The 22,952-nt window shown below is 62.3% G+C and carries 23 protein-coding genes and 1 tRNA gene; 12 read left to right on the top strand and 12 right to left on the bottom strand.

Annotated elements, in window-relative coordinates:
- Positions 1 to 19 precede the first annotated feature (19 nt).
- Both EDF61_RS10090 and EDF61_RS10085 read right to left on the bottom strand, forming a co-directional pair.
- Positions 20 to 598, bottom strand: coding sequence for a DUF3060 domain-containing protein (locus EDF61_RS10090; RefSeq protein ID WP_105661948.1), 579 nt, complete (start codon positions 596 to 598; stop codon positions 20 to 22).
- Positions 599 to 871: 273 nt separating this feature from the next.
- A complete protein-coding gene (locus tag EDF61_RS10085) occupies positions 872 to 1,285 on the bottom strand; it encodes a hypothetical protein (protein ID WP_133834002.1) in 414 nt (137 codons plus the stop codon).
- 379 nt (positions 1,286 to 1,664) lie between these two features.
- Between EDF61_RS10085 and EDF61_RS10080 the strand changes: the two genes are divergently transcribed.
- On the top strand, positions 1,665 to 2,174 hold the full coding sequence (locus EDF61_RS10080; RefSeq protein WP_133834001.1) for a Dps family protein: 510 nt from the start codon (positions 1,665 to 1,667) through the stop codon (positions 2,172 to 2,174).
- A gap of 78 nt (positions 2,175 to 2,252) precedes the next feature.
- On the opposite strand, the gene hutU is transcribed toward EDF61_RS10080, so the two are convergent.
- Both hutU and EDF61_RS10070 read right to left on the bottom strand, forming a co-directional pair.
- Entirely contained in the window at positions 2,253 to 3,929 is a 1,677-nt protein-coding gene (gene hutU / locus EDF61_RS10075) for a urocanate hydratase (protein ID WP_105661944.1), read from the bottom strand.
- Between the two features lie 130 nt (positions 3,930 to 4,059).
- Positions 4,060 to 5,274 (bottom strand): ROK family transcriptional regulator, encoded by a 1,215-nt coding sequence (locus EDF61_RS10070; protein ID WP_133834000.1) that lies wholly within the window; start codon positions 5,272 to 5,274, stop codon positions 4,060 to 4,062.
- Between the two features lie 158 nt (positions 5,275 to 5,432).
- Here EDF61_RS10070 and EDF61_RS10065 point away from each other — a divergent pair, with 158 nt between their 5' ends.
- The 7 genes from EDF61_RS10065 to EDF61_RS10035 all read left to right on the top strand — a co-directional run bounded on the left by EDF61_RS10065 (position 5,433) and on the right by EDF61_RS10035 (position 12,759).
- Positions 5,433 to 6,173 (top strand): sugar phosphate isomerase/epimerase family protein, encoded by a 741-nt coding sequence (locus EDF61_RS10065; protein ID WP_133833999.1) that lies wholly within the window; start codon positions 5,433 to 5,435, stop codon positions 6,171 to 6,173.
- 5 nt (positions 6,174 to 6,178) lie between these two features.
- The gene (locus EDF61_RS10060) at positions 6,179 to 7,291 is read left to right on the top strand and encodes a Gfo/Idh/MocA family protein (RefSeq protein ID WP_133833998.1); all 1,113 of its coding nucleotides are present in this window, start codon (positions 6,179 to 6,181) and stop codon (positions 7,289 to 7,291) included.
- A 46-nt stretch (positions 7,292 to 7,337) separates the two neighbouring features.
- Entirely contained in the window at positions 7,338 to 8,690 is a 1,353-nt protein-coding gene (locus EDF61_RS10055) for an ABC transporter substrate-binding protein (RefSeq protein WP_133833997.1), read from the top strand.
- Between the two features lie 95 nt (positions 8,691 to 8,785).
- On the top strand, positions 8,786 to 9,778 hold the full coding sequence (locus EDF61_RS10050) for a carbohydrate ABC transporter permease (protein ID WP_105656350.1): 993 nt from the start codon (positions 8,786 to 8,788) through the stop codon (positions 9,776 to 9,778).
- Positions 9,771 to 10,610 (top strand): carbohydrate ABC transporter permease, encoded by an 840-nt coding sequence (locus EDF61_RS10045; protein WP_105656351.1) that lies wholly within the window; start codon positions 9,771 to 9,773, stop codon positions 10,608 to 10,610. The genes EDF61_RS10050 and EDF61_RS10045 overlap by 8 nt, the downstream gene beginning before the upstream one ends.
- A gap of 18 nt (positions 10,611 to 10,628) precedes the next feature.
- A complete protein-coding gene (locus EDF61_RS10040; RefSeq protein ID WP_133833996.1) occupies positions 10,629 to 11,735 on the top strand; it encodes a Gfo/Idh/MocA family protein in 1,107 nt (368 codons plus the stop codon).
- A gap of 13 nt (positions 11,736 to 11,748) precedes the next feature.
- Complete coding sequence (locus EDF61_RS10035) at positions 11,749 to 12,759, top strand: sugar phosphate isomerase/epimerase family protein (protein ID WP_286172196.1); 1,011 nt, start codon at positions 11,749 to 11,751, stop codon at positions 12,757 to 12,759.
- Between the two features lie 7 nt (positions 12,760 to 12,766).
- Here EDF61_RS10035 and EDF61_RS10030 read toward each other — a convergent pair whose 3' ends face one another.
- The 4 genes from EDF61_RS10030 to cobA form a co-directional block, all read right to left on the bottom strand.
- A complete protein-coding gene (locus EDF61_RS10030) occupies positions 12,767 to 13,540 on the bottom strand; it encodes an IclR family transcriptional regulator (RefSeq protein WP_133833995.1) in 774 nt (257 codons plus the stop codon).
- A 201-nt stretch (positions 13,541 to 13,741) separates the two neighbouring features.
- Entirely contained in the window at positions 13,742 to 14,650 is a 909-nt protein-coding gene (locus EDF61_RS10025) for a carbohydrate kinase family protein (RefSeq protein WP_133833994.1), read from the bottom strand.
- A 46-nt stretch (positions 14,651 to 14,696) separates the two neighbouring features.
- The gene (locus EDF61_RS10020) at positions 14,697 to 15,797 is read right to left on the bottom strand and encodes a uroporphyrinogen-III synthase (protein ID WP_105661937.1); all 1,101 of its coding nucleotides are present in this window, start codon (positions 15,795 to 15,797) and stop codon (positions 14,697 to 14,699) included.
- A complete protein-coding gene (gene cobA, locus EDF61_RS10015) occupies positions 15,797 to 16,816 on the bottom strand; it encodes a uroporphyrinogen-III C-methyltransferase (RefSeq protein WP_286172195.1) in 1,020 nt (339 codons plus the stop codon). Before cobA ends, EDF61_RS10020 begins: the two co-directional genes overlap by 1 nt.
- Positions 16,817 to 17,106: 290 nt before the next feature.
- Here cobA and EDF61_RS10010 point away from each other — a divergent pair, with 290 nt between their 5' ends.
- Positions 17,107 to 17,781, top strand: a complete 675-nt coding sequence (locus EDF61_RS10010; RefSeq protein ID WP_133833993.1) for an alpha-ketoglutarate-dependent dioxygenase AlkB family protein — start codon at positions 17,107 to 17,109, stop codon at positions 17,779 to 17,781.
- On the opposite strand, the gene EDF61_RS10005 is transcribed toward EDF61_RS10010, so the two are convergent.
- Positions 17,778 to 18,656, bottom strand: coding sequence for an endonuclease/exonuclease/phosphatase family protein (locus tag EDF61_RS10005; protein WP_166650774.1), 879 nt, complete (start codon positions 18,654 to 18,656; stop codon positions 17,778 to 17,780). The genes EDF61_RS10010 and EDF61_RS10005 overlap by 4 nt on opposite strands.
- Before the next feature lie 208 nt (positions 18,657 to 18,864).
- Here EDF61_RS10005 and EDF61_RS10000 point away from each other — a divergent pair, with 208 nt between their 5' ends.
- Positions 18,865 to 20,091 (top strand): MFS transporter, encoded by a 1,227-nt coding sequence (locus EDF61_RS10000; RefSeq protein WP_133833991.1) that lies wholly within the window; start codon positions 18,865 to 18,867, stop codon positions 20,089 to 20,091.
- An 8-nt stretch (positions 20,092 to 20,099) separates the two neighbouring features.
- Here the strand turns inward: EDF61_RS10000 and EDF61_RS09995 are convergent, their stop codons facing one another.
- The gene (locus EDF61_RS09995) at positions 20,100 to 20,525 is read right to left on the bottom strand and encodes a VOC family protein (RefSeq protein WP_133833990.1); all 426 of its coding nucleotides are present in this window, start codon (positions 20,523 to 20,525) and stop codon (positions 20,100 to 20,102) included.
- A 190-nt stretch (positions 20,526 to 20,715) separates the two neighbouring features.
- Between EDF61_RS09995 and EDF61_RS09990 the strand changes: the two genes are divergently transcribed.
- Together EDF61_RS09990 and EDF61_RS09985 are read left to right on the top strand one after the other, a co-directional pair.
- A tRNA-Ala gene (locus EDF61_RS09990) sits at positions 20,716 to 20,791 on the top strand.
- Positions 20,792 to 20,925: 134 nt separating this feature from the next.
- Complete coding sequence (locus EDF61_RS09985) at positions 20,926 to 21,498, top strand: dihydrofolate reductase family protein (RefSeq protein ID WP_133833989.1); 573 nt, start codon at positions 20,926 to 20,928, stop codon at positions 21,496 to 21,498.
- A gap of 16 nt (positions 21,499 to 21,514) precedes the next feature.
- Here the strand turns inward: EDF61_RS09985 and EDF61_RS09980 are convergent, their stop codons facing one another.
- Positions 21,515 to 22,102, bottom strand: a complete 588-nt coding sequence (locus EDF61_RS09980; protein ID WP_105656361.1) for an NADPH-dependent FMN reductase — start codon at positions 22,100 to 22,102, stop codon at positions 21,515 to 21,517.
- A 202-nt stretch (positions 22,103 to 22,304) separates the two neighbouring features.
- The coding region (locus EDF61_RS09975) for an HNH endonuclease (RefSeq protein WP_133833988.1) at positions 22,305 to 22,952 on the bottom strand (648 nt) is incomplete at its 5' end.

Below are 22,952 nucleotides of genomic sequence, written 5' to 3'. Positions count from 1 at the left end.
CCGTTCAGGGGTTCCGGTTTCAGAAGGTGATGCCTTCGAAGGCTTCCTCGCCAAATTTGTTGGACGAGCCGTTGTCCGTGACCTTGGCGTTCTCGTTAAGGGATGCGGCAGAATTGCCGATGCCGCTAAAGGTTACGTGCTTGATGTTCTTGACCGCTGCGATATTACCGCTGCCGTCCAGCTCAAGATTCTTGATGTGCGGAGCGACGATCATGTTTCCGGAACCAGAGACGGTGACGTTCTGGCAATCGCCGATGAGCTTCAGCATTTGACCCATTTCAGAGATATCCATGCCGCCCGTGCACCTGATTTCGGTCGCTTGCGCATCGAGGAAATCATAGACGGACTGGAAGGTGCTGTCCGCAGGTGCCTTCGGAACATTGGGAGTACCAGTAGAAGCGCCTTCTGGGGCTTTGGAGCTTGGGGTGACGCTGCCTTCGATAGGCCCGGCGTTCTCCGGTGCCATGCTTTCTTCTGCTGGTGCGCTTGTCTCTTCGCTGGAGGGTTGGATGCTCACGCAACCTGCCAGTGCGACTGCAAGGATTCCAACCGCCAGCGGCCCAGCGAGGCGTTTGGTAATTTTCGAGAACATAACCATCCTGTCAATCGAACCGGCCAGCGCATTTGGACACGCGGTATAGATACATTCTGCGTTGAATGACGATAAATGACCAACGCGAACGGCTCAGGAACGAATGAGTTCTCGTGCCCCGGGAGCACGCAACCATGCAATTTGCTGACGATTCCGTGCGGGGACAAAAGTAATCGCTTCACCGCTTGCCCAGTGCAAGCAGTGAAGCGATTACTAGTGCCCAGGGGGAGAAGGGGCACGATTTGAGCCGGCAGGCGAACCTACCGGGCTATTTGGTTCCTAGAATCCTTCATTCCGCTCTTCGGAACCAAACTGGCTTTCATCGTTTCCATACGATTGGCCATCGGACTGCTGTCCGGACTGGCTTTCGCCGCCAAACGATTCCTCACCGGATTCGTTGCTATCGCCGTAGGACTGCTGCTCCGACTGCTGTCCGGACTGGCTGTCGCTGCCGTAGGACTGCTGTTCTGACTGCTGGCTTTCGCCGCCACCGTAGGACTGCTGTTCCGACTGGCTGTCATTGCCGTAGGACTGCTGGCTTTCGCCACCGCCATAGGACTGCTGTTCTGACTGCTGGCTTTCGAATCCGCCATTGTCATTTGATCCGAAATCTGAATTGGACTGGCTTTCGAAGCCTTCAGATTCGTTGTTGTCGAAGTTCCCGAACTGCTCGTTTGCATCCTGCTCAGACATGCTGTCCTCCGTGGGTCGGTGGTTCCTGACTTGCCCTACGCTATGCGTAGAAAAAGCCCGGTTCAAGGATTTCGGGGAAGCTCAGAGCCGCTGGAAACCCGCAGTTAAGCCAATACCCATGGTGTTCAGAGACTTCGGCCAATATTCACTACTGCGTGCTAAAGGAATCGCCATTCCCGGGAACCCGAGGGACAAGGAGGATTTTCCGCAGCTGCCATGGCGGCTTCTGGAATTGCTCAACAGGCGCGAAGAGAAAGCTGAACGTTCTCCGAAAGAATTGTCCATCCGGTCGGAATCTGCCCGGTAAATCGATAGTGTCCAGACTGGGACACCGAGAAAGGTCTTGCCCCAAGCGTCCATGACAACGTAAGGAGAAGCATTGGCTAATTCGAAGAAGACTCCAGCAAAGAAAACTGATCGCGAAAACGCAGAAAACGGGTTCGTGGCTCCGGAAGTGCTGCGCGAGTCCTTGCAGACCGTGCTGATCCAGCTGCTGGACCTGCAATTGGTGGGCAAGCAAATCCACTGGAACGTCGTTGGTCCCAACTTCCGCGACCTGCACCAGAACCTCGACGAAATCGTTGACATCGCGCGCCGCGGCTCGGATGAAATCGCCGAGCGGATGCGAGCTTTGCATGCCACTCCGGACGGGCTGGCAGCAACGGTCACGAAGTACACGAAGCTGGAACAACCCGTGAATACCGAAATCCTGACCACCAATGCAGTGGACATGGTAGTCAAGGCACTGCAGACCACTGTGGGAGTCATGCGAGAGGTCCATGACCCGGTGGATGAAGCGGATCCGACCACCGCCGATATCCTGCACCAGTACATTGCGGATCTGGAGCAGCAAGCCTGGTTTATCAGCGCGGAAACCCGCAAGCCGTAAACCGGGCCGCGCGGTCCTGGAATTGAATAAATAGCCTGAGGCACCACAAACAGTGGTGCTTCAGGCTATGTGCGCGTCCTACTTCTCCTGTGCGGCCATCGGGATGCGCACGCCGCGCTCAGCGGCAACTTCGGCGGCGCGTTCGTATCCGGCATCGACGTGGCGGATGACGCCCATGCCCGGGTCATTGGTCAGCAGTGCCTCCAGCTTCGCGGCGGCCATTTCGCTGCCGTCAGCCAAGGAGACCTGGCCGGCGTGGATGGAACGGCCCATGCCCACGCCACCGCCATGGTGGATCGAAACCCAGGTGGCACCCGAACTGGTTGCGGTCAAGGCGTTCAGCAGCGGCCAGTCGGCCACGGCATCGGTGCCATCCTTCATGGCCTCGGTCTCGCGGTACGGCGAAGCTACCGAACCCGAATCCAGATGGTCGCGGCCGATCACGATAGGTGCAGAGACCTTGCCTTCGGCGACCAGCTGGTTGAACAGCAAGCCGGCCTTGTGGCGCTCGCCGTAGCCCAGCCAGCAGATGCGCGCCGGCAGGCCCTCGAACTCCACGTGCTTCTGTGCGGCATCCAGCCAGCGATGCAGGTGCTGGTTTTCCGGGAACAGGTCCTTCAGCGCCTGGTCGGTGACCTTGATGTCCTCGGGATCCCCGGACAGCGCTACCCAGCGGAACGGGCCCAGGCCTTCGCAGAACAGCGGACGGATGTAGGCCGGGACGAAGCCCGGGAATTCGAAGGCGCGGGTGAAACCGCCCTTGCGTGCCTCGTCGCGGATCGAGTTGCCGTAGTCGAAGACCTCCGCGCCGGCGTCCTGGAATCCCACCATCGCCTCGACCTGCGCGGCCATGGCGGCCTGGGCTTTCTTGGTGAAGCCGGCCGGATCGGCTTCGGCTTCGGCGTGCCATTGGTCCATGGTGTATTCCACCGGCAGGTAGCTGAGCGGATCGTGGGCACTGGTCTGGTCGGTGACGATGTCGAAGGAGAATTCTCCAGCTTCGTGGCGCTTGAGCAGCGCCGGGAAGACCTCGGCGGCGTTGCCGACGTAGCCCACCGACAGCGGGCGGCCTTCGGACTTGGCTGCCAGGACTTTGCCCAGCGCCTTGTCCAGATCCAGCTCGACCTCATCGAGGTAGCGCTTGGAGGCACGGCGGCGCAGTCGGGTTTCATCCACGTCAACGATCAGCACGGCACCGCCGTTGAGGGTCACGGCCAGCGGCTGGGCGCCGCCCATGCCGCCGCAGCCGCCGGTCAAGGTCAGGGTTCCGGCCAGCGAGCCCTTGAAACGCTTCTCGGCGATCGCGGCGAAGGTTTCGTAGGTGCCCTGCAAGATGCCCTGGGTGCCGATGTAGATCCACGAACCGGCGGTCATCTGGCCGTACATCATCAGGCCTTCGGCTTCGAGCTTGCGGAAGTGCTCCCAGTTGGCCCAGTCGCCAACGAGGTTGGAGTTGGCAATCAGCACCCGCGGTGCCCACTTGTTGGTCTTGAAGACGCCGACCGGCTTGCCGGACTGCACCAGCAGCGTCTCGTTCTCTTCCAGGTCCTTGAGCGTCTGGACGATCGCATCGAATGCCTCCCATGAGCGGGCTGCCTTGCCGGTGCCGCCGTAGACCACGAGATCCTCGGGGCGTTCGGCAACTTCCGGATCCAAGTTGTTCATCAGCATGCGCAATGGGGCTTCGGTGGCCCAGGACTTGGCGGTCAGTTCGGTACCGCGCGGGGCGCGGACAACACGTGGTTCGTGGCTCATGGCAATTCCTTACGATGTAACGTAGCTAACTGATTCCATCATTGGCTATCGGCCATGGCTTGGGTACCGGAGAATGGGCAGAGCTGTCCGGTATTTCAGAATCGGAGGAATTTCCGGTTGCCTCCAGCTCCTAGGTGGCGGGGATCAGCGCCAGCGCGCTGCGTTCGATGGCCTGCGGGCTCAGGGCCTGGCTGATGGCGATCATGCTGGCTCCGCGCAGGGCTCCAACTTCCCAGCTGCGCGAGGTGCGGATCTGCAGGTGCTGGGTGGACAGCGGCGCTCCGCGCTGGTAGACCACCTCGCGGATGCCTGCCAGCAGGTGCTCTCCGGCGGCGGAGATCCGACCTCCGACCACGATCAGCGACGGGTTCAGCAAGCTCACGCTGGCAGCCAATACCTCGCCCAAGTCGCGGCCGGCTTGGCGCACTGCATGGATCGCTTGGATGTTCCCCGAGTTCACCAGGGCGACCACATCGGTGTTGCTGTGCGCTTCGATGCCCTGCGCCCGCAACGCGGTGGCAATTTTGGGTCCGGCGGCTACGGCTTCCAGGCAGCCTTCATTGCCGCAATGGCAGTAGATGCCATCGCCGCGGCGGATGCGCACGTGCCCGATATCGCCGGCTGTGCCCTGCGCTCCGCGTTGCAGCAGTCCTCCGGAAATGATGCCCGAGCCGATGCCGGTGGCCAGCTTGACGAAAATGAAGTCCTCGCTGCCGGTCTCCAGCTGGTCCTTCTCGCCAATGGCCATGAGGTTGACGTCATTGTCCACGACTACCAAGGCGTCCAGCTGCTGCTGGAACCAAGCGGGGATGTCGAAGTCGTCCCATCCGGGCATGATGGGCGGATTGGCGGGACGGCCGGTCTCGAAATTCACCGGCCCTGGCACTCCCATGCCTATGGCAATGACATCGTCACGGGTGCGGCCCAGCGAATCGAGCAAGCCATCGGCCAGATCCATCGCGGTCTGCAAGATCGCCACCGGGCCGTCGGCGAACGAAATGGGAGCCTGGGATTGCACTAGGGGAGTGGGGGCCAGATCGGTCAGCGCAACGCGCAGGTGGCTGGCTCCCAGATCGACGGCCAGCACCAGGCGGGCATCGGGGAGCAGGGCAAGCCGCTGGGGAGGGCGGCCTCCGGTGGACGCGCCATCCGCGATGGTGCCAACCAGGCCCAGCTGGATGAGCACGTCGAGGCGCTCTTGCAGGGTGGAGCGAGCCATGCCGGTCAGGGCGGCAAGGTCCGTGCGGCTGTGCGCGGCACCGTCCATGAACAGTTGCAAGACGTCGCCTGCCCCACTGGCGCCGCGGGCGAATTGCATGCTTTGGGGGCTCGAAGGATTGGCCATGAACCCAGTAAAACACAGCAATGGACGCGAAGCCGAAACACTTTATGAGAATGTCGACATACTTCTATTGACTATCGACAAAAGTAAAACTAGTCTCAAGGTGTGATGCAAGTCATGAGCATCTGGATCGCACCCACCACTTCTTTCAGGAGACGCCTTTGCCTGCCCACGACCTATCAATCCAGCTGTACACGCTGCGCGAGCACATCGCAGAGAACCTGGCCGCGACGCTCGAACGCGTAGCTGGCATCGGCTACACGCAAGTCGAGCCGTACAACTTCGTGGCCCGCGCTGACGAGTATGCACAGGCGCTGGCCGAGAACGAACTCAGCGCGCCAACGGCGCACGCACCGCTGCTCTCCTCGGACTACGACGAGGTCTTCGCCGCGGCCGGCAAACTCGGCATCAGCACCGTCATCGATCCGTTCATCCCGGCGGAGCAGTGGCAGGATGCCGAGTCCATCGGTGCCATCGCGCAGAAGCTCAACGCCGCATCCCGGCGCGGTGCCGAATACGGCATAAGGGTCGGCTACCACAACCACGACTGGGAGATCTCCAGCAAGATCAATTCCAAGACGGCCCTGGAATACCTGGCTAGCTTGCTGGACCCGGAAGTCGTCCTGGAAGTGGACACCTACTGGGTTGCCGTGGGCGGCGCCGATGTGCTCCAGCTGCTTGAAGCGCTGGCACCCCGCGTCGTGGCCCTGCACATCAAGGACGGGCCGAAGTCCAAGAACCACAAGGAACAGGTTCCGGTGGGCAGCGGATCCATGCCGATCGACCAGATCATCGACGCCACCAGCGGCATGCTGCATGTGGTGGAACTCGATGACTTCGCAGGCGACATCTTCCAGGCCGTGTCCGAAAGCCGCGCCTACCTCGTAGCAGAAAAGAACTAGGGACTATGGAATTTCAGAATCAGCCCATGGGCGTGGGCATTGTCGGAGCCGGCACCATCAGCGACCAGTACCTGGAGAACCTCACCGCATTCCCGGACCTCGCCGTGCGGTTCATCGCCGACCTGGATACCGAGCGCGCAGCAAGCCAAGCGCGCAAATGGTCCGTGGAAGCCTCGGGAACCTATGCTGAATTGCTGGCCCGCGAAGACATCCAGATCGTCGTGAACCTGACGATCCCGGCAGTTCATGTCGAGGTAGCCCTGCAGGCGGTGGCCGCCGGCAAGCACGTCTGGGGCGAGAAGCCCTACGCGCTGGACCGCGAATCCGGACGGCAGCTGGTCGACGCCGCCAAGGCAGCAGGAGTCCGCGTCGCCGTGGCCCCGGATACCATCCTGGGTGCGGGCCTGCAGACCGGCCTGCGGCAGATTGAAGCAGGCGCCATCGGCACCCCGCTTTCGGGCCTGGCCATCTTCCAGGGCCCCGGCCCGGAATCCTGGCACCACAGCCCGGAATTCCTCTTCGCCCACGGCGCGGGACCGCTCTTCGACCTCGGGCCCTACTACCTGACCACCCTGGTGCGGGTCTTCGGCCCGGTAGCCAAGGTTGCCGCCCTGGGTTCGCAGGCCCGCGCGCAGCGGGTCATCGGTGCAGGCCCCAAGGCCGGAACCAGCTTCCCGGTCGAGGTCCCAACCCACGTCGGAGCGCTGCTCTCCTTCGAATCCGGGGCCAGTGCGCAGTGCATCTTCAGCTTCGACTCCAAGCTCAAGCGTGCAGGGTTCGTGGAGATCTCCGGAACGGAAGGCACCGCGCAGCTGCCGGATCCGAACGAATTCACCGGAGACACCATCCTGCACCTGGAGGACCAGGAGCCGAGCGTTGTCACCGCCGAAGGATCCACCTACGGGCGCGGCACCGGCGTTGCCGAACTCGCCCAAGCCATCCGCGAGGGACGCAAGGAACGCGTGCCCGGCGAACTGGCGTTCCACGTCCTGGACATCATGGTCTGCGCCGCGGAAGCAATGGAATCGGGAGCATTCATCGACGTGGCCTCGACGATCGAGCCCATCGCGCTGCTGGACCCAGCCTGGGATCCTTCGGCTCCCGGCATCCTTGCCTGAAGCACCACCCCTTGACAGCATCACCCGCACCTGAAAAGGAATAAACATGTCTGCACCACATTTCAAGAGCAAGCTGGGGCGCTTCACGGCGATTACCTCCATCGCAGCGTTGTCGCTCAGCGGCCTGGCCGCCTGTTCCGGCTCGGCTTCCGGCTCCGGCTCGGAAGAAGCCGGCGGGACCATCACCTACTGGGCTTCGAACCAGGGCAGCTCGGTCACCCAGGACGAGGAGATCCTGGGCGAATCCATCAAGCGGTTCACCGAGGAAACCGGCATCGAGGTCGAGCTGGAAGTCGTTCCCTGGGCCGACCTGTACAACCGCATCCTCACCGCCGTCTCCAGCGGCGAAGGGCCGGACGTGCTGAACATCGGCAACACCTGGGCCACCACCTTGCAGGCCAGCGGCGCCTTCGTCCCCTTTGAAGGCGAGGCGCTGGAGGCCATAGGCGGAGCCGAGAAGTTCGTGCCGGCAGCCCTGGCCACCGGCGGCGCCGAGGGCCAGGCCCCAACCTCGCTGCCGTTGTATTCCATGGCCTACGGCCTGTACTACAACACCAAGATGTTCGAGGAAGCCGGCATCAAGCAGGCTCCGAAGACCTGGGATGAATTCTTGGCCACCGCCAAGAAGCTGACCAAGGATACCGACGACGACGGCAAGGTCGACCAGTACGGCTTCACCTTGGCCGGACAGCGTACCGCCAATAATGCCCACTCCGCATTCATCCTGGGCATGCAGAACGGCGGCGAGCTGTACACCACGGACGGCAAGCCGGACTTCACCAATGATGGCGTCGTCAGCGGCGTCAACGACTGGATCCAGCTGATGGGCGAGGACGGCGTTGTCTCCAAGTCCAACGCCGAGATCAATGACGGTTCGGTGCTGCCAGGGGAAATCATGGACGGCAACGCCGCCATGTTCTTCGACCAGGCCCCGGGCAAGTCCTTCAATGCCGCTGACTTCGAGGACTACGCCATGGCGCCCATCCCGCTGAAGAACGCCGATGCCACCGGGCTGGAAGCCACCCAGTCGCTGGTTGCCGGCATCAACGTGAGCGTCTTCGAGAACTCGGATAACAAGGATGCCGCCCTTGAATTCGTGAACCACCTGCTCAGCGTCGATGAGCAGAAGAAGCTGAACGCCAAGTACACCTCGCTGCCATCGGTCACCGAAGCTTTCGACGACCCGGCCTTCGACACCCCCGAGCAGCAGGCCAAGAAGGAGATCCTGGCCAATAACGCTGCCCCGATGCCGCTGTTCCCCACCGAAGGGCAGATGGAATCCCTCGTAGGCGAGGCCATCGCCAAGCAATTCGCCAGGATTGCCCAGGGCGAAAAAATCACCGAGGCCGATGTCCGCAAGGCATTGGAAGACGCGCAGAAGCAGATGCCGGCTAGCTAGCGGCCCGACACGTTGCACTGGCCGTGGGAGCGGACCTCCTTGCGCCCCCGCGGCCAGTTGCAGCACCCAAATTCGTTTTCATGAAAGGAGACCGAATGTCGGCGCCAGCCCAGACACCGCCTCGAATCAGCGAACCGCTCAAGCCCCGCGACGCTTCAAGGGCGATCAAGCGCAGTTCAATCAAGCGCGACCGGTTCTTCCCCTATGCGCTCTCAGCTCCCGCAGCATTCCTGGAACTGCTGATCCACATCATCCCGATGCTGCTCGGCGTATGGATCGCCTTCCTCTCGCTGACCCAGTTCTCCATTGCCAACTGGGTCAAGGCCCCGTTCGTGGGACTGCAGAACTTCACCACCGCGCTGGACCCCAACGGTCCGATCGGTTCCCAATTCTTCGACGCCCTCGGGCGCACCTTCCTGTTCACCTTCCTGGTAGTGGCAATCGCCTGGAGCCTTGGCATCTTCGCCGCGGTCTTGCTGGCATCCAAATTCCGCAGCAACGGATTCTTCCGCACCCTGTTCCTGGTGCCCTACGCACTGCCAAGCTACGTCACCACCATCGCCTGGGCGTTCATGTTCAACCAGCGCGATGGCATGGTCAACCGCTTCCTGGTCGAAGACCTCGGGATCCTGGAGGAAGGGCCGTTCTGGCTATTGGGCGGGAATTCCTTCTTTGTCATGGTGGTTGTCGCCGTCTGGCAATTCTGGCCTTTCGCTTTCCTGATGCTGCTGGCCGCCCTGCAATCCATCCCGAACGAAGTCTATGAAGCCGCTTCCCTGGATGGAGCCAGCCTGTGGAAGCAGTTCACCAGGATCACCCTGCCAATGATCAAGCACGCCAACGTGGTGCTGCTTTTGATGCTGGGACTGTGGGTGTTCAACCAGTTCGACATCCCCTACCTGCTCTTCGGCCCGGTGTCCCCGGAAGAAGCAACCCTGATTTCCCCGTTGATCTACCAGCAGTCCTTCAACAACTGGAACTTCGGCGTGGGTGGCGCCTTGAGCGTCGTCCTGCTGATTGCCCTGCTGATCGTCTCAGCGTTCTACATCCGACTTGTCATGCCGAAGGGAAAGAGCATCGATGATTGAGACCCGCGGCTTCCGCATCCTGCGAGTTTTCGGACTGGCCTTCATCACCCTGATCATCGTGCTGCCGCTCTACGTGGTGCTCACGACCTCCATCAAGCCCCTCAAGGATGTGCGCGGCGCCTTCGAGTGGATTCCCTCGGAAATCACGCTGGCCCCGTACCTGGATATCTGGACCACGGTGCCGCTGGGCAAGTACTTCGCCAACTCGTTGATCGTGACCATCAGCGCCACCATCCTCTCGGTTTCCATCGCGATCCTGGCCGCCTATGCGCTCTCGCGCTTCGACTTCCGCGGGGCACGGTCCTTCCGGCTGATCGTGCTCTCCACCCAGATGTTCCCCGGCATCCTGTTCCTGCTGCCGCTCTTCTTGATCTTCACCCAGCTGGAGCGTGCCGTGGGACTGCAGCTGAACGGAACCTACCTGGGGCTGATCGTCACCTACATGACGTTCTCCCTGCCATTCTCCATCTGGATGCTCACCGGCTTCTTTGCCGCCATGCCCAAGGAACTGGAAGAGGCGGCCATGGTCGATGGACTTGGCCGGCTCGGCGCACTGCTCAAGGTGGTCTTGCCGGTAGCACGCCCGGGGATCATCGCGGTGTCGGTCTACTGTTTCATCACTTCCTGGAGCGAAGTGCTCTTCGCCAGTGTGCTCACCAATTCGGACACCAGGACGCTGTCCATCGGCTTGCAGGCCTACGCTTCGCAGACCGATGTGTACTGGAACCAGATGATGGCCGCCTCGGTGGTGGTATCGATTCCGGTGCTGGTCGGTTTCCTCTTCGCCCAACGGCACCTGGTCGCAGGCTTGTCCTCCGGCGCGGTCAAGTAAGAAAAGACAAGGAATTACATGTCCCAGTTGAACAGCCAGCAGGCTGCACCGGCCATGCAGGAACTGAAGGTCGGCGTCATCGGCGGCGGCTTCATGGCCCGGACCCACGCCGATGCGATCCGCCGGGCAGGCGCCCAGCTCATCGGGGTGCGGTCCAACGGCGAGCAATCCACCCGCCAAGCGTCAGCCGCCCTGGGCGTGCCCGGTTTCGGCAGCGTCGAAGCGCTGCTCGCCCAATGCGACGCCGTGCATGTCACCTCGCCCAATGCGTTGCATGCCGAGCAGGCAGCCTCCGCACTGGCAGCTGGCCTGTCCGTTGTTTGCGAGAAGCCGCTGGCGACCAGCGCCCGGGAAGCCGGCGAGCTGGCATTGCTGGCATCGCGTTCCCGGGCCGTGGCTTCGGTGCCGTTCGTCTACCGCTACCACCCCATGGTGCGGCAGGCCCGGGCCCACGTGCAGGAAGGGAAACTTGGCCGGCTGCTGACCGTGCGTGGCCAGTACCTGCAAGACTGGATGCATACGGTCAGCGACAGCAACTGGCGGGTAGAACCAGCCAAAGGCGGGCCTTCGCGGGCCTTCGCGGACATCGGTTCGCATCTGGTGGATCTGCTGGAATTCATTGCGGGGGAGCGGATCGTTCGGCTGAACGCGACCACCTCCATTGCCCATAAGCAGCGGGGCGCCGTGGACGTCGATACCGAGGATGCTGCTGCCTTGATTGTGCAGATGGCTTCGGGAGCCATCGGCACGCTGATGGTGTCACAGGTCAACGCAGGCCGGAAGAACGCCTTGACCATCGAGTTGTCCGGAGACCGGTCGGCGTTGGAATTCAAGCAGGAAAAGCCGGAAGAACTGTGGATCGGCAAACCCGACATGTCCTCGATCCTGTCCCGCCAGGCCGCTGATCTCAGTCCCGACGCCGCACGCTTGTCGGTGGTACCCGCAGGACACCCGATGGGCTACCTTGATGCTTTCGCCGCTTTCGTGGCCGACACCTACGCGGCGATCCGTCGCGAAGCACCCGATGGGCTTCCAACTTTTGCCGATGGCGCCCGCGCCTGCCGTTTGACCGATGCCGTTCTGGAATCGGCTGATTCCGGGGACTGGATCGACACCGATGACTAGAGGAGAAACCACCATGAACGCGACGCATCCAGTGACGCTTTTCACCGGCCAGTGGGCTGATATGCCCTTCGAAGAAGTCGCCCGGCTGGCTTCCGAATGGGGTTATGACGGATTGGAAATCGCAGCCAGCGGTGACCACCTGGACCTCAAGCGTGCCGACGAGGATCCGGCCTACCTCCAGTCGCGGCTGGAAATCCTGGACAAGTACGGGCTGAAAGCCTGGGCGATCTCCAACCACCTGGGCGGCCAGGCTGTCTGCGATGATCCAATCGACTTCCGCCACCAGGCCATCCTGCGCGACTATGTCTGGGGCGATGGGGATGGGGAAGGCGTCCGCCAGCGGGCCGCCGAGGACATGAAGCGCTCGGCCCGCGTCGCCCGCAAGCTCGGTGCCGATGTAGTGGTTGGCTTTACCGGCTCGAAGATCTGGCAGTACGTCGCCATGTTCCCGCCGGTTCCGGGCGAGGTCATCGATGCAGGCTACGAGGACTTCGCGGATCGCTGGAATCCGATCATGGACGAATTCGATGAGCAGGGGGTGAAGTTCGCCCTGGAGGTGCACCCATCCGAGATCGCCTACGATCACTGGACCACCTTGCGCACCATGGAAGCAATCGGCCACCGCGAAGCGTTCGGGCTGAACTGGGATCCCAGCCATATGTTCTGGCAGGGCATCGACCCGGTCGCATTCATCACCGACTTCGCCGACCGCATCTACCACGTGGATTGCAAGGACACCCGGATGCATCATCCCAACGGGCGCAATGGCATCCTGGGTTCCCATCTCCCATGGGGCGATCCCCGCCGGCGCTGGGACTTCGTCTCCACCGGCCACGGCGACATCAACTGGGAAGATGCCTTCCGCGCACTGGAGTTCCACGGGTACAAGGGCCCCATCTCCATTGAATGGGAAGACGCGGGAATGGACCGCTTGCACGGTGCGAAGGAAGCTGTGGGCTACATCCGCAGCCTCCTGTTCAAGCGCCCCGAAGCGTCCTTCGACGCGGCATTCTCGAACCAGTAGCACCTGGCTAGGAAGGACGCTTGCCCTGCACCCGCGAGGTAATCACCGAAGCGGTGGCGCGGATCTGCAGCAGGAGAGTCTCCCACTGCTCTTCGGGGACACGATCGGCCAGGAAGGTGACAGCAACGGCGGCCACCGGCCAATCGCTGGAATCCCGGATTTCTACCGCGAGCGAGTGGAAATTCGGGGTGACATCCCCGCGCTCTACGGCATAGCCGCGCTGCGTGCTCTGGTCCAGCTCGCGGCGCAACTGCGAGTAGCTGGAGATCGATGACTCGGCCACTCGCTCCGTGAAGCTGGCAGCACCGGGGTAGAGCGCACGCACCTGGGATTTGGGCAGCGCGGCGAGAATTGCCCTGCCGGATGCGGTCAGGTGCGAAGGCAGGCGAACACCCACGTCGGTGACCAAGGATGGCCGGCCCTTGGCGCGTTCTTCGACAATGTAGAGAACATCGGAACCATGCAGCACGGCCAGGTGGGCGCTTTCCCCGACCTTGTCGACCAGCTGGGCAATCAGCGGGGCACCCAGCCGTGCCAGCGGTTCCTGGCGGGTATAGGCGCTGGAAAGCTCAAAAGCGGAGACACCCAGACCATAGGATTTGTCCTCTGGATAGTGGGTGATGAATCCGTGCTCCAGCATCACGTTCAGCAGCTGGTAGACACTGGATCGAGGAAGCTCCAGCAACGTGGCGATCATTGCCGCCGGAGTCGGGGTCTTCCTGCTGGCCAGCAACCTGAGGATCCGCAAGGTGTTATCGGCCGCTGGAACCTTGCTGCCCATGGGGCCTCCTCAATGAATCGTGCATAGTGCTCTGCAAGGAACTCTAGCAACCTGGTCAGCGGTTTCCTTCGATAGTCCAGGCTGCTGGGCTGGCTGCCGGCGGATAATGCTAGTCACCCACAACGAATGAAATAAATAGTCGCTGGGATCAGCGCCATTCCAGGCGGAGATCCCAGCGACTATCGGCCAGAAATGAAAGGTCTAGCGCGTCGTGGAACTGAGGAAATGATTCAGCTCGTCAAGGGTTGGAGGATTCGCCCCGGCGCGCGACACGGTGATTCCCGCGCACACCGAAGCGATCTGCATGACCTTCTCCAGCTCGACGCTGTCCATCTGCGTGCCATCGCGAAGGGACTTGGCCAGCGAGCTGTCCAAGATGGCGTGGAGCAGCCCGGCCATGAACGCATCACCGGCGCCGACCGTATCTACGGTACGCACCGAAATCGAGGGAACCATGACCTCGCTTTGCCTGGTCCGGGCCTCGGCTCCGCGTGCGCCGAAGGTGATGATCGCTAGCGATGCCCCGCGCTCCAAGAAGTGCTCCAGGATGCGATTGGTGTCCCATCCCGGATAGAGCCACAGGGCGTCCTCGTCACTGAGCTTGACGATATCCGCCAGCCCGGCCAGCTTCTCGATCTGCTTGACCGATTCTGCCCGGTCCTCGACCAGCTCCGGACGCAGGTTCGGATCGAAGCTCAGGATCTGGCCCGGTGGGGAAGCCTCGAAAGCCTCATGGATTCGAGCGGCACTCGGACCCTGGAATGCTGCAACGGATCCTGAATGGAACAAGGTGGCTTGGGTCGAAGCCATGCTCTGCAATTTGCAGTTCAGCTGGAACTCGTAGTTGGCATCTCCGGACTCGTCCAGCACGACGGTGGCGCTGGAAGTCTGCGCATCGGTGTGTGATCCGGCTGCGAGCTGAACGCCTGAGGCCGCCACATGTTCGGCGATCAGCCGACCATGCTCGTCATCGCCGATGTCCGTCTGGAGCAGGACTTCGTGGCCCAATCGGCCCAGTCCAACAGCAACATTCATCGGGGAACCGCCGGGATGCGCCACACCATCGACGATATCGACTAGGGCTTCACCGGCAACCTGAATATTAACCATGACATCGATCCTACGTAACCCGGAGGGAAAAAGCCCATCGGGGTGATCATACGTTCAGCCTGTACCCACGTTTGATGACCGTGGCGATGATTTCTGGTTGCGGCAACGCCTTGCGCAGCCGGCTCAATGTCATATCCAAGGCATGCTTGGAACTGGCTTCCGGAAGTGCGGCCCCCAGCTCGTCGCGGGAGAGGACGCTGCCGCCGGCCTCGATCAGCGCCCGCACCAATTCGGCCTGCCCGGGCGTCAACTCGCAGTTTTCGTCCTGGACCGAGAGGGTACGACCGCGCAGCTGCACCTGGCCGTGGACCGTTTGCGCCTGCAACGTGCCCAGCGAGGCCAGATGCTCCACGAGCTGGCCGATCATGGCACCCATGCGATGGCGCTCGGGAACCAGCGGGCAGATGCCCGCCTCGATCAGCGGGGCAGCGGTCACCGGTCCAACGGTGGCCACTGCGACGCGCTCGGCCAGTGAGCGCAGCAGGGCGGGCAAGCGATTGCGCGCCTTGGCAGCGGCGAACAGCGCATGCACGCTTGGCGCGCTGGTGAAGGTCACCGCGTCGAAGTGGGCGGCGCACAGGCCCTCCACCAAAGCAGAAATCCCGCTATCGCTGCTGGTGTCCTGCCAGCGGTAGGGCTCCACCTTCAGCACCCGGCGAGCGCCCAGCTCGCGCAGGCTCTGGGGCATTCCATGGTCGGAATCGGCATGAAGCTGCAAGGCGACGGTGGCGCCCTGGAGCTTGCCCTCCAGCAGTTCCAGCATGGAGGCGCTGCGCCCGTCCTTGGCCACGGCGGCCGGTTCCAGGCCCAGCGCCTTGACGGCGCCATGGGCTTTGGCCCCGCGGACGTAGAGCTGCGCCTGCCCGAGCGCTGCCAGCAGCTCGTCGCCAATGCCGGCAGCCTCGGAGGTATCAACCCAGCGGCGCAGTCCGTAGGCGGTTGTAATGACGGCTACCTGCGGACGGACCTCAATCAGCTTTTGCGTTTGCGCGATCAGTTGCTGCTCATCGTCCAGCGGGGCGAGCTGGAGCAGCGGAGTATGGGTCACCTCGGCGCCGCGGCGTTCGAAGGCCTCGATGAGTTCTGCGGAACGGCGGTCGCTGGTGACGGCCAGCCGGAAGCCGGCCAAGGGTTTGGGGCTGCTCATCAGGCCACTTCCAATTGCGCTGCCAGCGTGGCCGGCTCTTCTTGCGCTGCCGCGTTCACCAGGGTGGCCGGCAGCCCAGCGACTTCACCTATGACAATGACTGCAGGGTTGGAATGGCCGCGGGCTGTTTCGGCGAGACGGGCTAGCCGGGTGCAGCTGGTGCGCTGGATGTCGGTGGTGCCGGATTCGACGATGGCGCATGGCATTTGCGGGTCCATGCCGACCCGGTGCAACCCGGCGACGGTCTGCTCGATGGTGCCCATGCCCATCAGGATCACGATGCTTCCGCCCAGCTTGGCCAGATGGTCAAGCTGCGCATCGCTGAGTGGGTCGTGGGCCGATACCACGGTGAACATGGTGTTCACCCCGCGGGCGGTGACCGGGATGCCGGCTGCTGCCGGCACGGTGATGCACGAGCTCAGTCCCGGGATGACGCTGATCGGGATGCCCGCAGCGGTAGCGGCCGCGATTTCTTCGAAGCCGCGGCCGAAGACGAAGGGATCTCCGCCCTTGAGCCGGACTACGGCAGCGCCACCGCGGGCCGCTTCGATCATCAGGGCTTCGATATCCCGTTGGGTGAGCTTGTGGTGTCCGGGAAGCTTGCCGACGTCCACGATTTGAGCTTGCGGTGCGAGAGCGGGCAGGTGCGCTGCGGGACCGAGCCTGTCGGCGAAGACGACTTCTGCTTCGGCCAGGGCCCGCACGCCGCGCAGGGTCAGCAGGTCCAATGCGCCGGGGCCGCCACCGAGCAGGGTGATGGATCCGGCCCGGGTCGCTGGTCCAAGGTGCATGACGGGAATGCGCGCGGCCTGCACCACCGAGGCGAAGCGCAGCGGTTCGGCATCGCAGATCACCAGCAGGCCGGCTTGTTCCAGCAACTGTACTGCCTGGAAGGGCCCGTCGGCGGTGAGCACCGTGGCGCCCTCCGCCTGGAAGCGCAGCGCAGTATTTTTGCTCCCGGATTTACTTCCAGCGATCAGCACAGTGCATCCGCGCAGTTCGAGGTCGATGCCAATCATGGTTTCCTTGATTCTGCTCGAGTTTCTAGGGGTGACATGGGATTCTCCTTGAACTAGTGGATGCACCCAGCTTAGGCGCCCAGGTTTTCCCGGAGGTATCGCAAATGTTTCAAGCGCAATAATTCGAGTAAAGGTTAACCTTTTCGAAATGTTCGCGAGGGTAAGACGAAACACAAAGTCTCTAATGTAAATATTGTTGCGAGGCACCGGCCTGGCTGATCCTGCAAAGTTCAGTGAGCGAATACGCGGGAGACTTGCCGAGTTCTGCCTGCAACGGGCACGCTGGGAACATGGAATCCCTGTTCGACGACAGTGCACTGCCCCGTACCGGGGGAGCCTTGCGCCCAGGAGCCTGGCACTTGCCGGGGTGGCTGGACGCGCCCGCGCAGCAGTGGATCGTCCGGCGCTTCTTCGAATGGGGCAGCGGGCCTGTTCCGCCGCACCGCACAGCCGTCAACGGCCATCCGATGAGCGTGCAGAGCTTGTGCCTGGGGTGGCATTGGAGCCCGAACCGCTACTCCAAGACCGCTGACGACCTGGACGGGCAATCAGTGGCGCCCATGGAAGACTGGCTGGTCCGCTTGGGCAAGCAGGCGGTCGCAGAAGCTACGGGTGACCTGCAGCGCGCGCAGGACTACCAGCCCGATGCGGCTATCGTGAACTACTACGACGTGCAGGCCGCCATGGGCATGCACCAGGATGCGCAAGAGCGCATCAACGCCCCGGTGGTTTCGCTGTCCATCGGCGATTCGGCAACATTCCGCCTGGGCAATACCGAGAACCGCAACCGGCCATGGCAAGAGATCCGGCTGGCCTCGGGGGACCTGTTCGTCTTCGACGGCCCCTCACGCTTCGCCTATCACGGGGTGAGCAAGATCCATGCCGGGACCGCGCCAGCAGGCTTGGGCCTTGGCGGCGGACGCATTAACATCACGCTGCGCCAGACCGGGCTGGAAGGGAACTAGTTCCCCAGGTCGATCGTGGCAGCGAGCGCGTAATGATCGGAATCGGCGATTTCCAGCCGCTCCAGGCCGGCCGATTCGACTCCGCGCAGCATCACATGGTCGATGCCGAGCATCGGGAACAGGGACCGCGGCCAGGTCAGGGCCAAGCCCCAGTCGCTGTAGTGGGCTTCCTCCAGCTGGTTGGCGACCGGCGCGAAGTGGCGGTCGGAGCTGGTGGCGTTGAAGTCTCCGGCGGCAACGATCTTCGGAGAATCGTCATCGGCGAGGTAGCCGGCCAAGGAAGCAAGCATCATGTCCCGCTCGTGATGGCCGGTAGGCCTGGCCGACGCCGCATGCACAGCATACAGGCGTACATCCCCTTTTTCGCTGGCCACGTCCACCCGCAACGCGCGGTCCCAACCCAGCCCCAGATCCAGGGGCTCTGGATTCTTCAGCGGATAGGAGCTCCACACGCCTACGGTGCTGACCATGTAGCTGTAAGGATGGGATTGGGTGAGCTCGGCGGTGATTTCCGGCTCCTGGCCTTCACCGATTTCCTGCAGGGTGATGACCTGCGCGCCGTTGGCTGCCAATTCGCGGGCCGCCTGCACCCCCGCAGACTCGTGGACGTTTTGCGTGGCAACCAGCAGGGAAGCTTCTGGTGCGCGCCGGTCCGAAGGCAGGAACGCCGGCCCGAAGAGCACAGCCCAAACAACGACCGGTACGAGCAGGCCGATGAAGCTGATGCGTCCGCGCACCACCAAGGCCATCAGCAAGAGCACTGGAATTCCGAGGCCCATCCACGGGGCCAGGTTATCGACGATCAATCCGAGACCCAGGACATCGGGGATCTGCTGGTGGAACACCATTAGCCCGGCCAGCGCGAGACAGAGCATGACAAAGAAGAACCTCGCGATTATTCGCGAGGCCGACAGGCGATGGTGCGATGAATGAGGCATAGGACTTAATACAGTGGCACAAAAAACTGTGGGATTCGTAATTTTCCGCTCGGGGATTGCCACTGTCGCCCGCTGCAGTCACTACGATGGATAAGAGCGCCGAGGGAGCCGCTTCCCAAGACCCTGCCATGAATTGAGAAATTGAATGACTGCCTATGTATCTGGCGGAAAACTACTGCTGGCAATTATTGCCTTGGCCATGGGCGGCGTCGGCATCGGTGTCACGGAGTTTGCCATGATGGGCTTGCTCCAGGAAGGCGCCGCTGATCTGGAAGTGGGCTATGCGCAGATGGGCCTGATGATCAGCGCCTACGCAATCGGCGTAGTGGTGGGCGCCCCGGTGCTCACTGCGCTGGCTGCCAAGATCCCGCGCAAGCGTGCGGTGCAGCTGCTGATTCTCTTCTTCACGCTCGCCAACCTCTCCTCATTCTTCGCTCCGGACTACAACACCATGCTGGTGACCCGCTTCCTTGCAGGCCTGCCGCATGGAGCCTACTTCGGGCTGGCCGGGGTGCTTGCCGGCAGCCTGGTTCCGGCCACGATGCGCGGACGCGCCATTGCCTGGGTGATGCTCGGGCTTTCGGTGGCCAACGTTGCCGGTGTCCCGTTGGTGACCCGGCTCGGCCAGGAATACGGCTGGCGTTCGATGTTCCTGGTCGTTACTGCGATCGGCGTGTTGACCGCTGTGCTGATTAGCTTGTTCGTCCCATGGCGCAAGACCGACGCCGGGGCGAGCATCCGCCGCGAGATGACCGCCTTGAAGAGCGCCCAGGTGTGGCTGGCGATGCTCACCGGCATTGTCGGCTTCGGCGGATTCTTCGCGGTCTACTCCTACATTTCGCCAACGCTGACCGAAGAAGCAGGACTGCCAATTGAGCTGGTGCCGCTGGCTTTGGCGCTCTATGGCGTAGGCATGGTCGTTGGTTCGCTGGCCGGTGGCAGGCTTGCCGACTGGTCGATCTTCGGCGCGATCAAGCTTTCTTCCGTTTTCATGATCGCCACCATGCTGATTTTCGCTGCCGTGACCAGCTGGGTGGTTCCGACGATGATCATGGTCTTCGTGATGGGCGCGGTGGGTTCCCTGCTGATCCCTGCGTTGCAGACGCTGCTGATGGATTCGGCCCCGCATGCGCAGTCGCTGGCTGCTTCGCTGAACCACTCGGCGCTGAATGTTGCCAACGCGCTGGGCGCCGCCCTGGGTGCCGCGGTGATTGCCGCCGGTTACGGCTTCCGCGCCCCATCTGTGGTCGGCGCTGGCCTGGCCGCCTTGGGTCTGCTGATCGCGTGGATCACCCAGATCCGCGCGAAGAAGGTGGGCCTGCTCGTAGGCCGCGAAGCTTTGGAAGCCCGCGAGCAGGCGCGCACCCACTAGCGCTTCGGCTAGCTGGCCACCGCGGTGATGTTGAACATCCAGACCACGCCGAACTTGTCGCGCAGCTCGCCAAAGGAGTCGCCCCACGGGGCCCGCTCCAATGGCATGTTGATCTGGCCGCCTTCGCCCAATCCTTCCCACCACCTAGTCAGGGTCTCCGCGTCGGCTCCGGCCGTCCCGTCGCTGCTGAGCGCGATCACGCCATTGCCCCGGACGTCCATTTCGGGCGGGGTGTCCGAGGCCATGAAGTGCAGGCCGCGTTCAACGAATAGCGAGGAGTGCATAATCTGGTCGGCAACGGCCGGATTGTTGTCATTCATGCCTTCTTGGAAGGTCATCATGGAAAGCTCGCCACCTAGTACCTGGTGGTAGAACTCCATAGCTTCTTTGGCGTCTCCGGCGAAACGCAGGTATGGGGTCAGTCCGATGGTCATGGGATTGCGCCTTTCGAAGGAATGGGTGGGGCCGGCAGGTCCCGACCCATATTCTTCCACTTGGGGAGCACCGTGTGAATAGAGGATTGTGACCAGCGTCTCGAACAGCCGATTTGGAGTTTTCGGCAGTGCTCCGGTAGAGTTTTATCTCGGTTCAGGGGTTGTACAAGCCACTGGAATCACCTCGTTTGGGGGTATGGCGCAGTTGGTAGCGCGTCTGCATGGCATGCAGAAGGTCAGGGGTTCGAATCCCCTTACCTCCACCAAATGGAAAAAAACCGGGAAACATCAGAAATGATGTTTCCCGGTTTTTTCGCATTCTCCCAAGTTCCCAACAGGCCATGCTGTAGGGTTGGCTCAATTTCCCAGACGATTCCGTCTTCGAGCCAAGGGAGAATCAATGAGAGAACTAACCTACTTCGTTGCAGTGAGCTTGGACGGGTACATTGCCGGTCCTCACGGCGAATTCGATGCATTCGCGGTGGCTGGCGACCATGCGGCGCCCATCTGGGACCGCTACCGCGGCACCGCGCCGACCCAGCTGGCAGAGTCGGCTGGACTGCCTATCGAGGGGTGCCCTTTCGATACGGTGCTGATGGGCTGGAATACCTACGCTGTCGGCTTGCCAGCACTGCCCAGCCCTTACTCGCATCTGAGGCAGATTATTTTCACGCGCGAGCACTCTTCACCTCCAGGAAGCCAAGAGGTGCAGTTCACCAGTGCGGATCCGCGAGAGGTCATCGGGGAACTCAAATCCCAACCGGGTGACGGCATCTGGCTATGCGGCGGAGGGCAATTGGCCGCCAGGCTCCGGCCGGACATCGACAGGTTGGCCCTGAAGGTGCAGCCGGTGATGTTCGGGTCGGGCATCAGGCTCTTCGGGGACACGGGGTATGCCCCGGATCGCTGGAGGCTGGAGAACATGCAGTCTTTTGCCTCCGGAGTCTGTCTTGCCGAGTACTCGCGCGGCTAGTGGATGTTGGAGGCGGCTACATTCCTTCGTCTCCGATATGACCCGCAGCTGTCGCATCGAGCACACGCTCAACGAACGCCGCATATTCGCCCATGTAGTGGGCCAAGAACTTCTCGGTGTCCGGGTTGCTGATGCTCCCGTCCTCGCCGAAGTCTTCGGGACGGTACTGCAGGTAGACCTCGGGGGAGTTCAGCTGCGGGGCATCCAGGAAGCTGAGGACGCTGCGCATGCTGGACTGCATGACCGCAGTGCCGATGGCTCCGACCGAAGCGCCGAGCAGGCCGGTGGGCTTGCGGGCGAAGGAGTTGGTACCCCAGGGCCGCGAACCCCAGTCGATGGCATTTTTCAGCGCACCGGGAATTGAACGGTTGTACTCCGGGCTGATGAATAGCAGGCCATCCGAGGCTTCGATGGCGGTCTTGAGCGCGGTCCCGGCTTCGGGATAATTGTCATCGTAGTCAGCGCTATACAAGGGCAGATCGCTGATCGGGATTTCCGTGAAACTGAGGTTTTCAGGTGCCAGGGCTATCAGGGCCTTGGACAGGACGCGGTTGATGGAGTTCGTGGCGAGCGAACCAACGAAATAGCCGATGTTGTAATCCATGGAACCACTTCAGCACCGGGGCGAGGGGTGGCAAAAGGCCCTCGGGCAAACTCCCAGCTAAACCAGTCCGCCTGGTTCGATCACCTAGGTATGGATGCCGAATGCGCCAAATTCGGCGTGTTGGTCAGTCGTTGCACGCCCGACAGGTTGGACCGCATGGGTTGGCGCGGACTGCAGCCACGGCATCGATATTTGCCGGGAGTCAGGCTGCGAGGTCTTCGGGGCCATCCTTGGGCTTCAGCCGTTCCTTGAGTTGCTGTATCCATTTCGAGTCGCGTCTCAATTGCGGGAACGGCTTGTGCGCGTACCCCGTGGCTGGTGGGGCGGTGGACTTGTAGGACATCGCCGAGCCGGGGCAGATCATGATGGTGTGGCCGTTGCCGTAGGTCGTGTATTCGTACCAGCCGGCGGCTTCCTTGGCTTTGTTGCAACTAGCGCATCGGCCATCGCCGTTGAAGACGGTGCTCTTGCCTCCGCGGGCGTATTGCTTGACGTGGTCTATTTCCTCCACGATGCCGTCGCAGAACGGGGTGCGGCAGTGCCGGTCGCGGATCGCGATGAACTTCTTGAGCTTTTCCGGGAAGATCCGGGCTTTGGAGTCCATGGCGATCAGGTCCTGGTCGCCGGGTGCGGTGTAGAGGCGGGCGAGTTCGGTGCGCACGTCGAGCTGTTCGATCAGCTCCGTGGTGGGTTTGGCGTCCATTTGGTCGAAGGTCAGGCTGTTGGGGATCTGGTGCCCGCTGATCCATTCGCGCACGCTCTGGGCGGGGATGAAGCCGTAGCCTTCCAGGTAGGCTGGTTCGCGTTCGCCGGCGAACAGGGCCCGGTCGGTCATGACTACTGCGACTTG

The sequence above is a fragment of the Arthrobacter sp. JUb115 genome (assembly GCF_004365035.1).
In the GTDB taxonomy this organism is placed as follows: domain Bacteria; phylum Actinomycetota; class Actinomycetes; order Actinomycetales; family Micrococcaceae; genus Glutamicibacter.
This window is presented reverse-complemented; position numbering and strand designations above follow the sequence as displayed.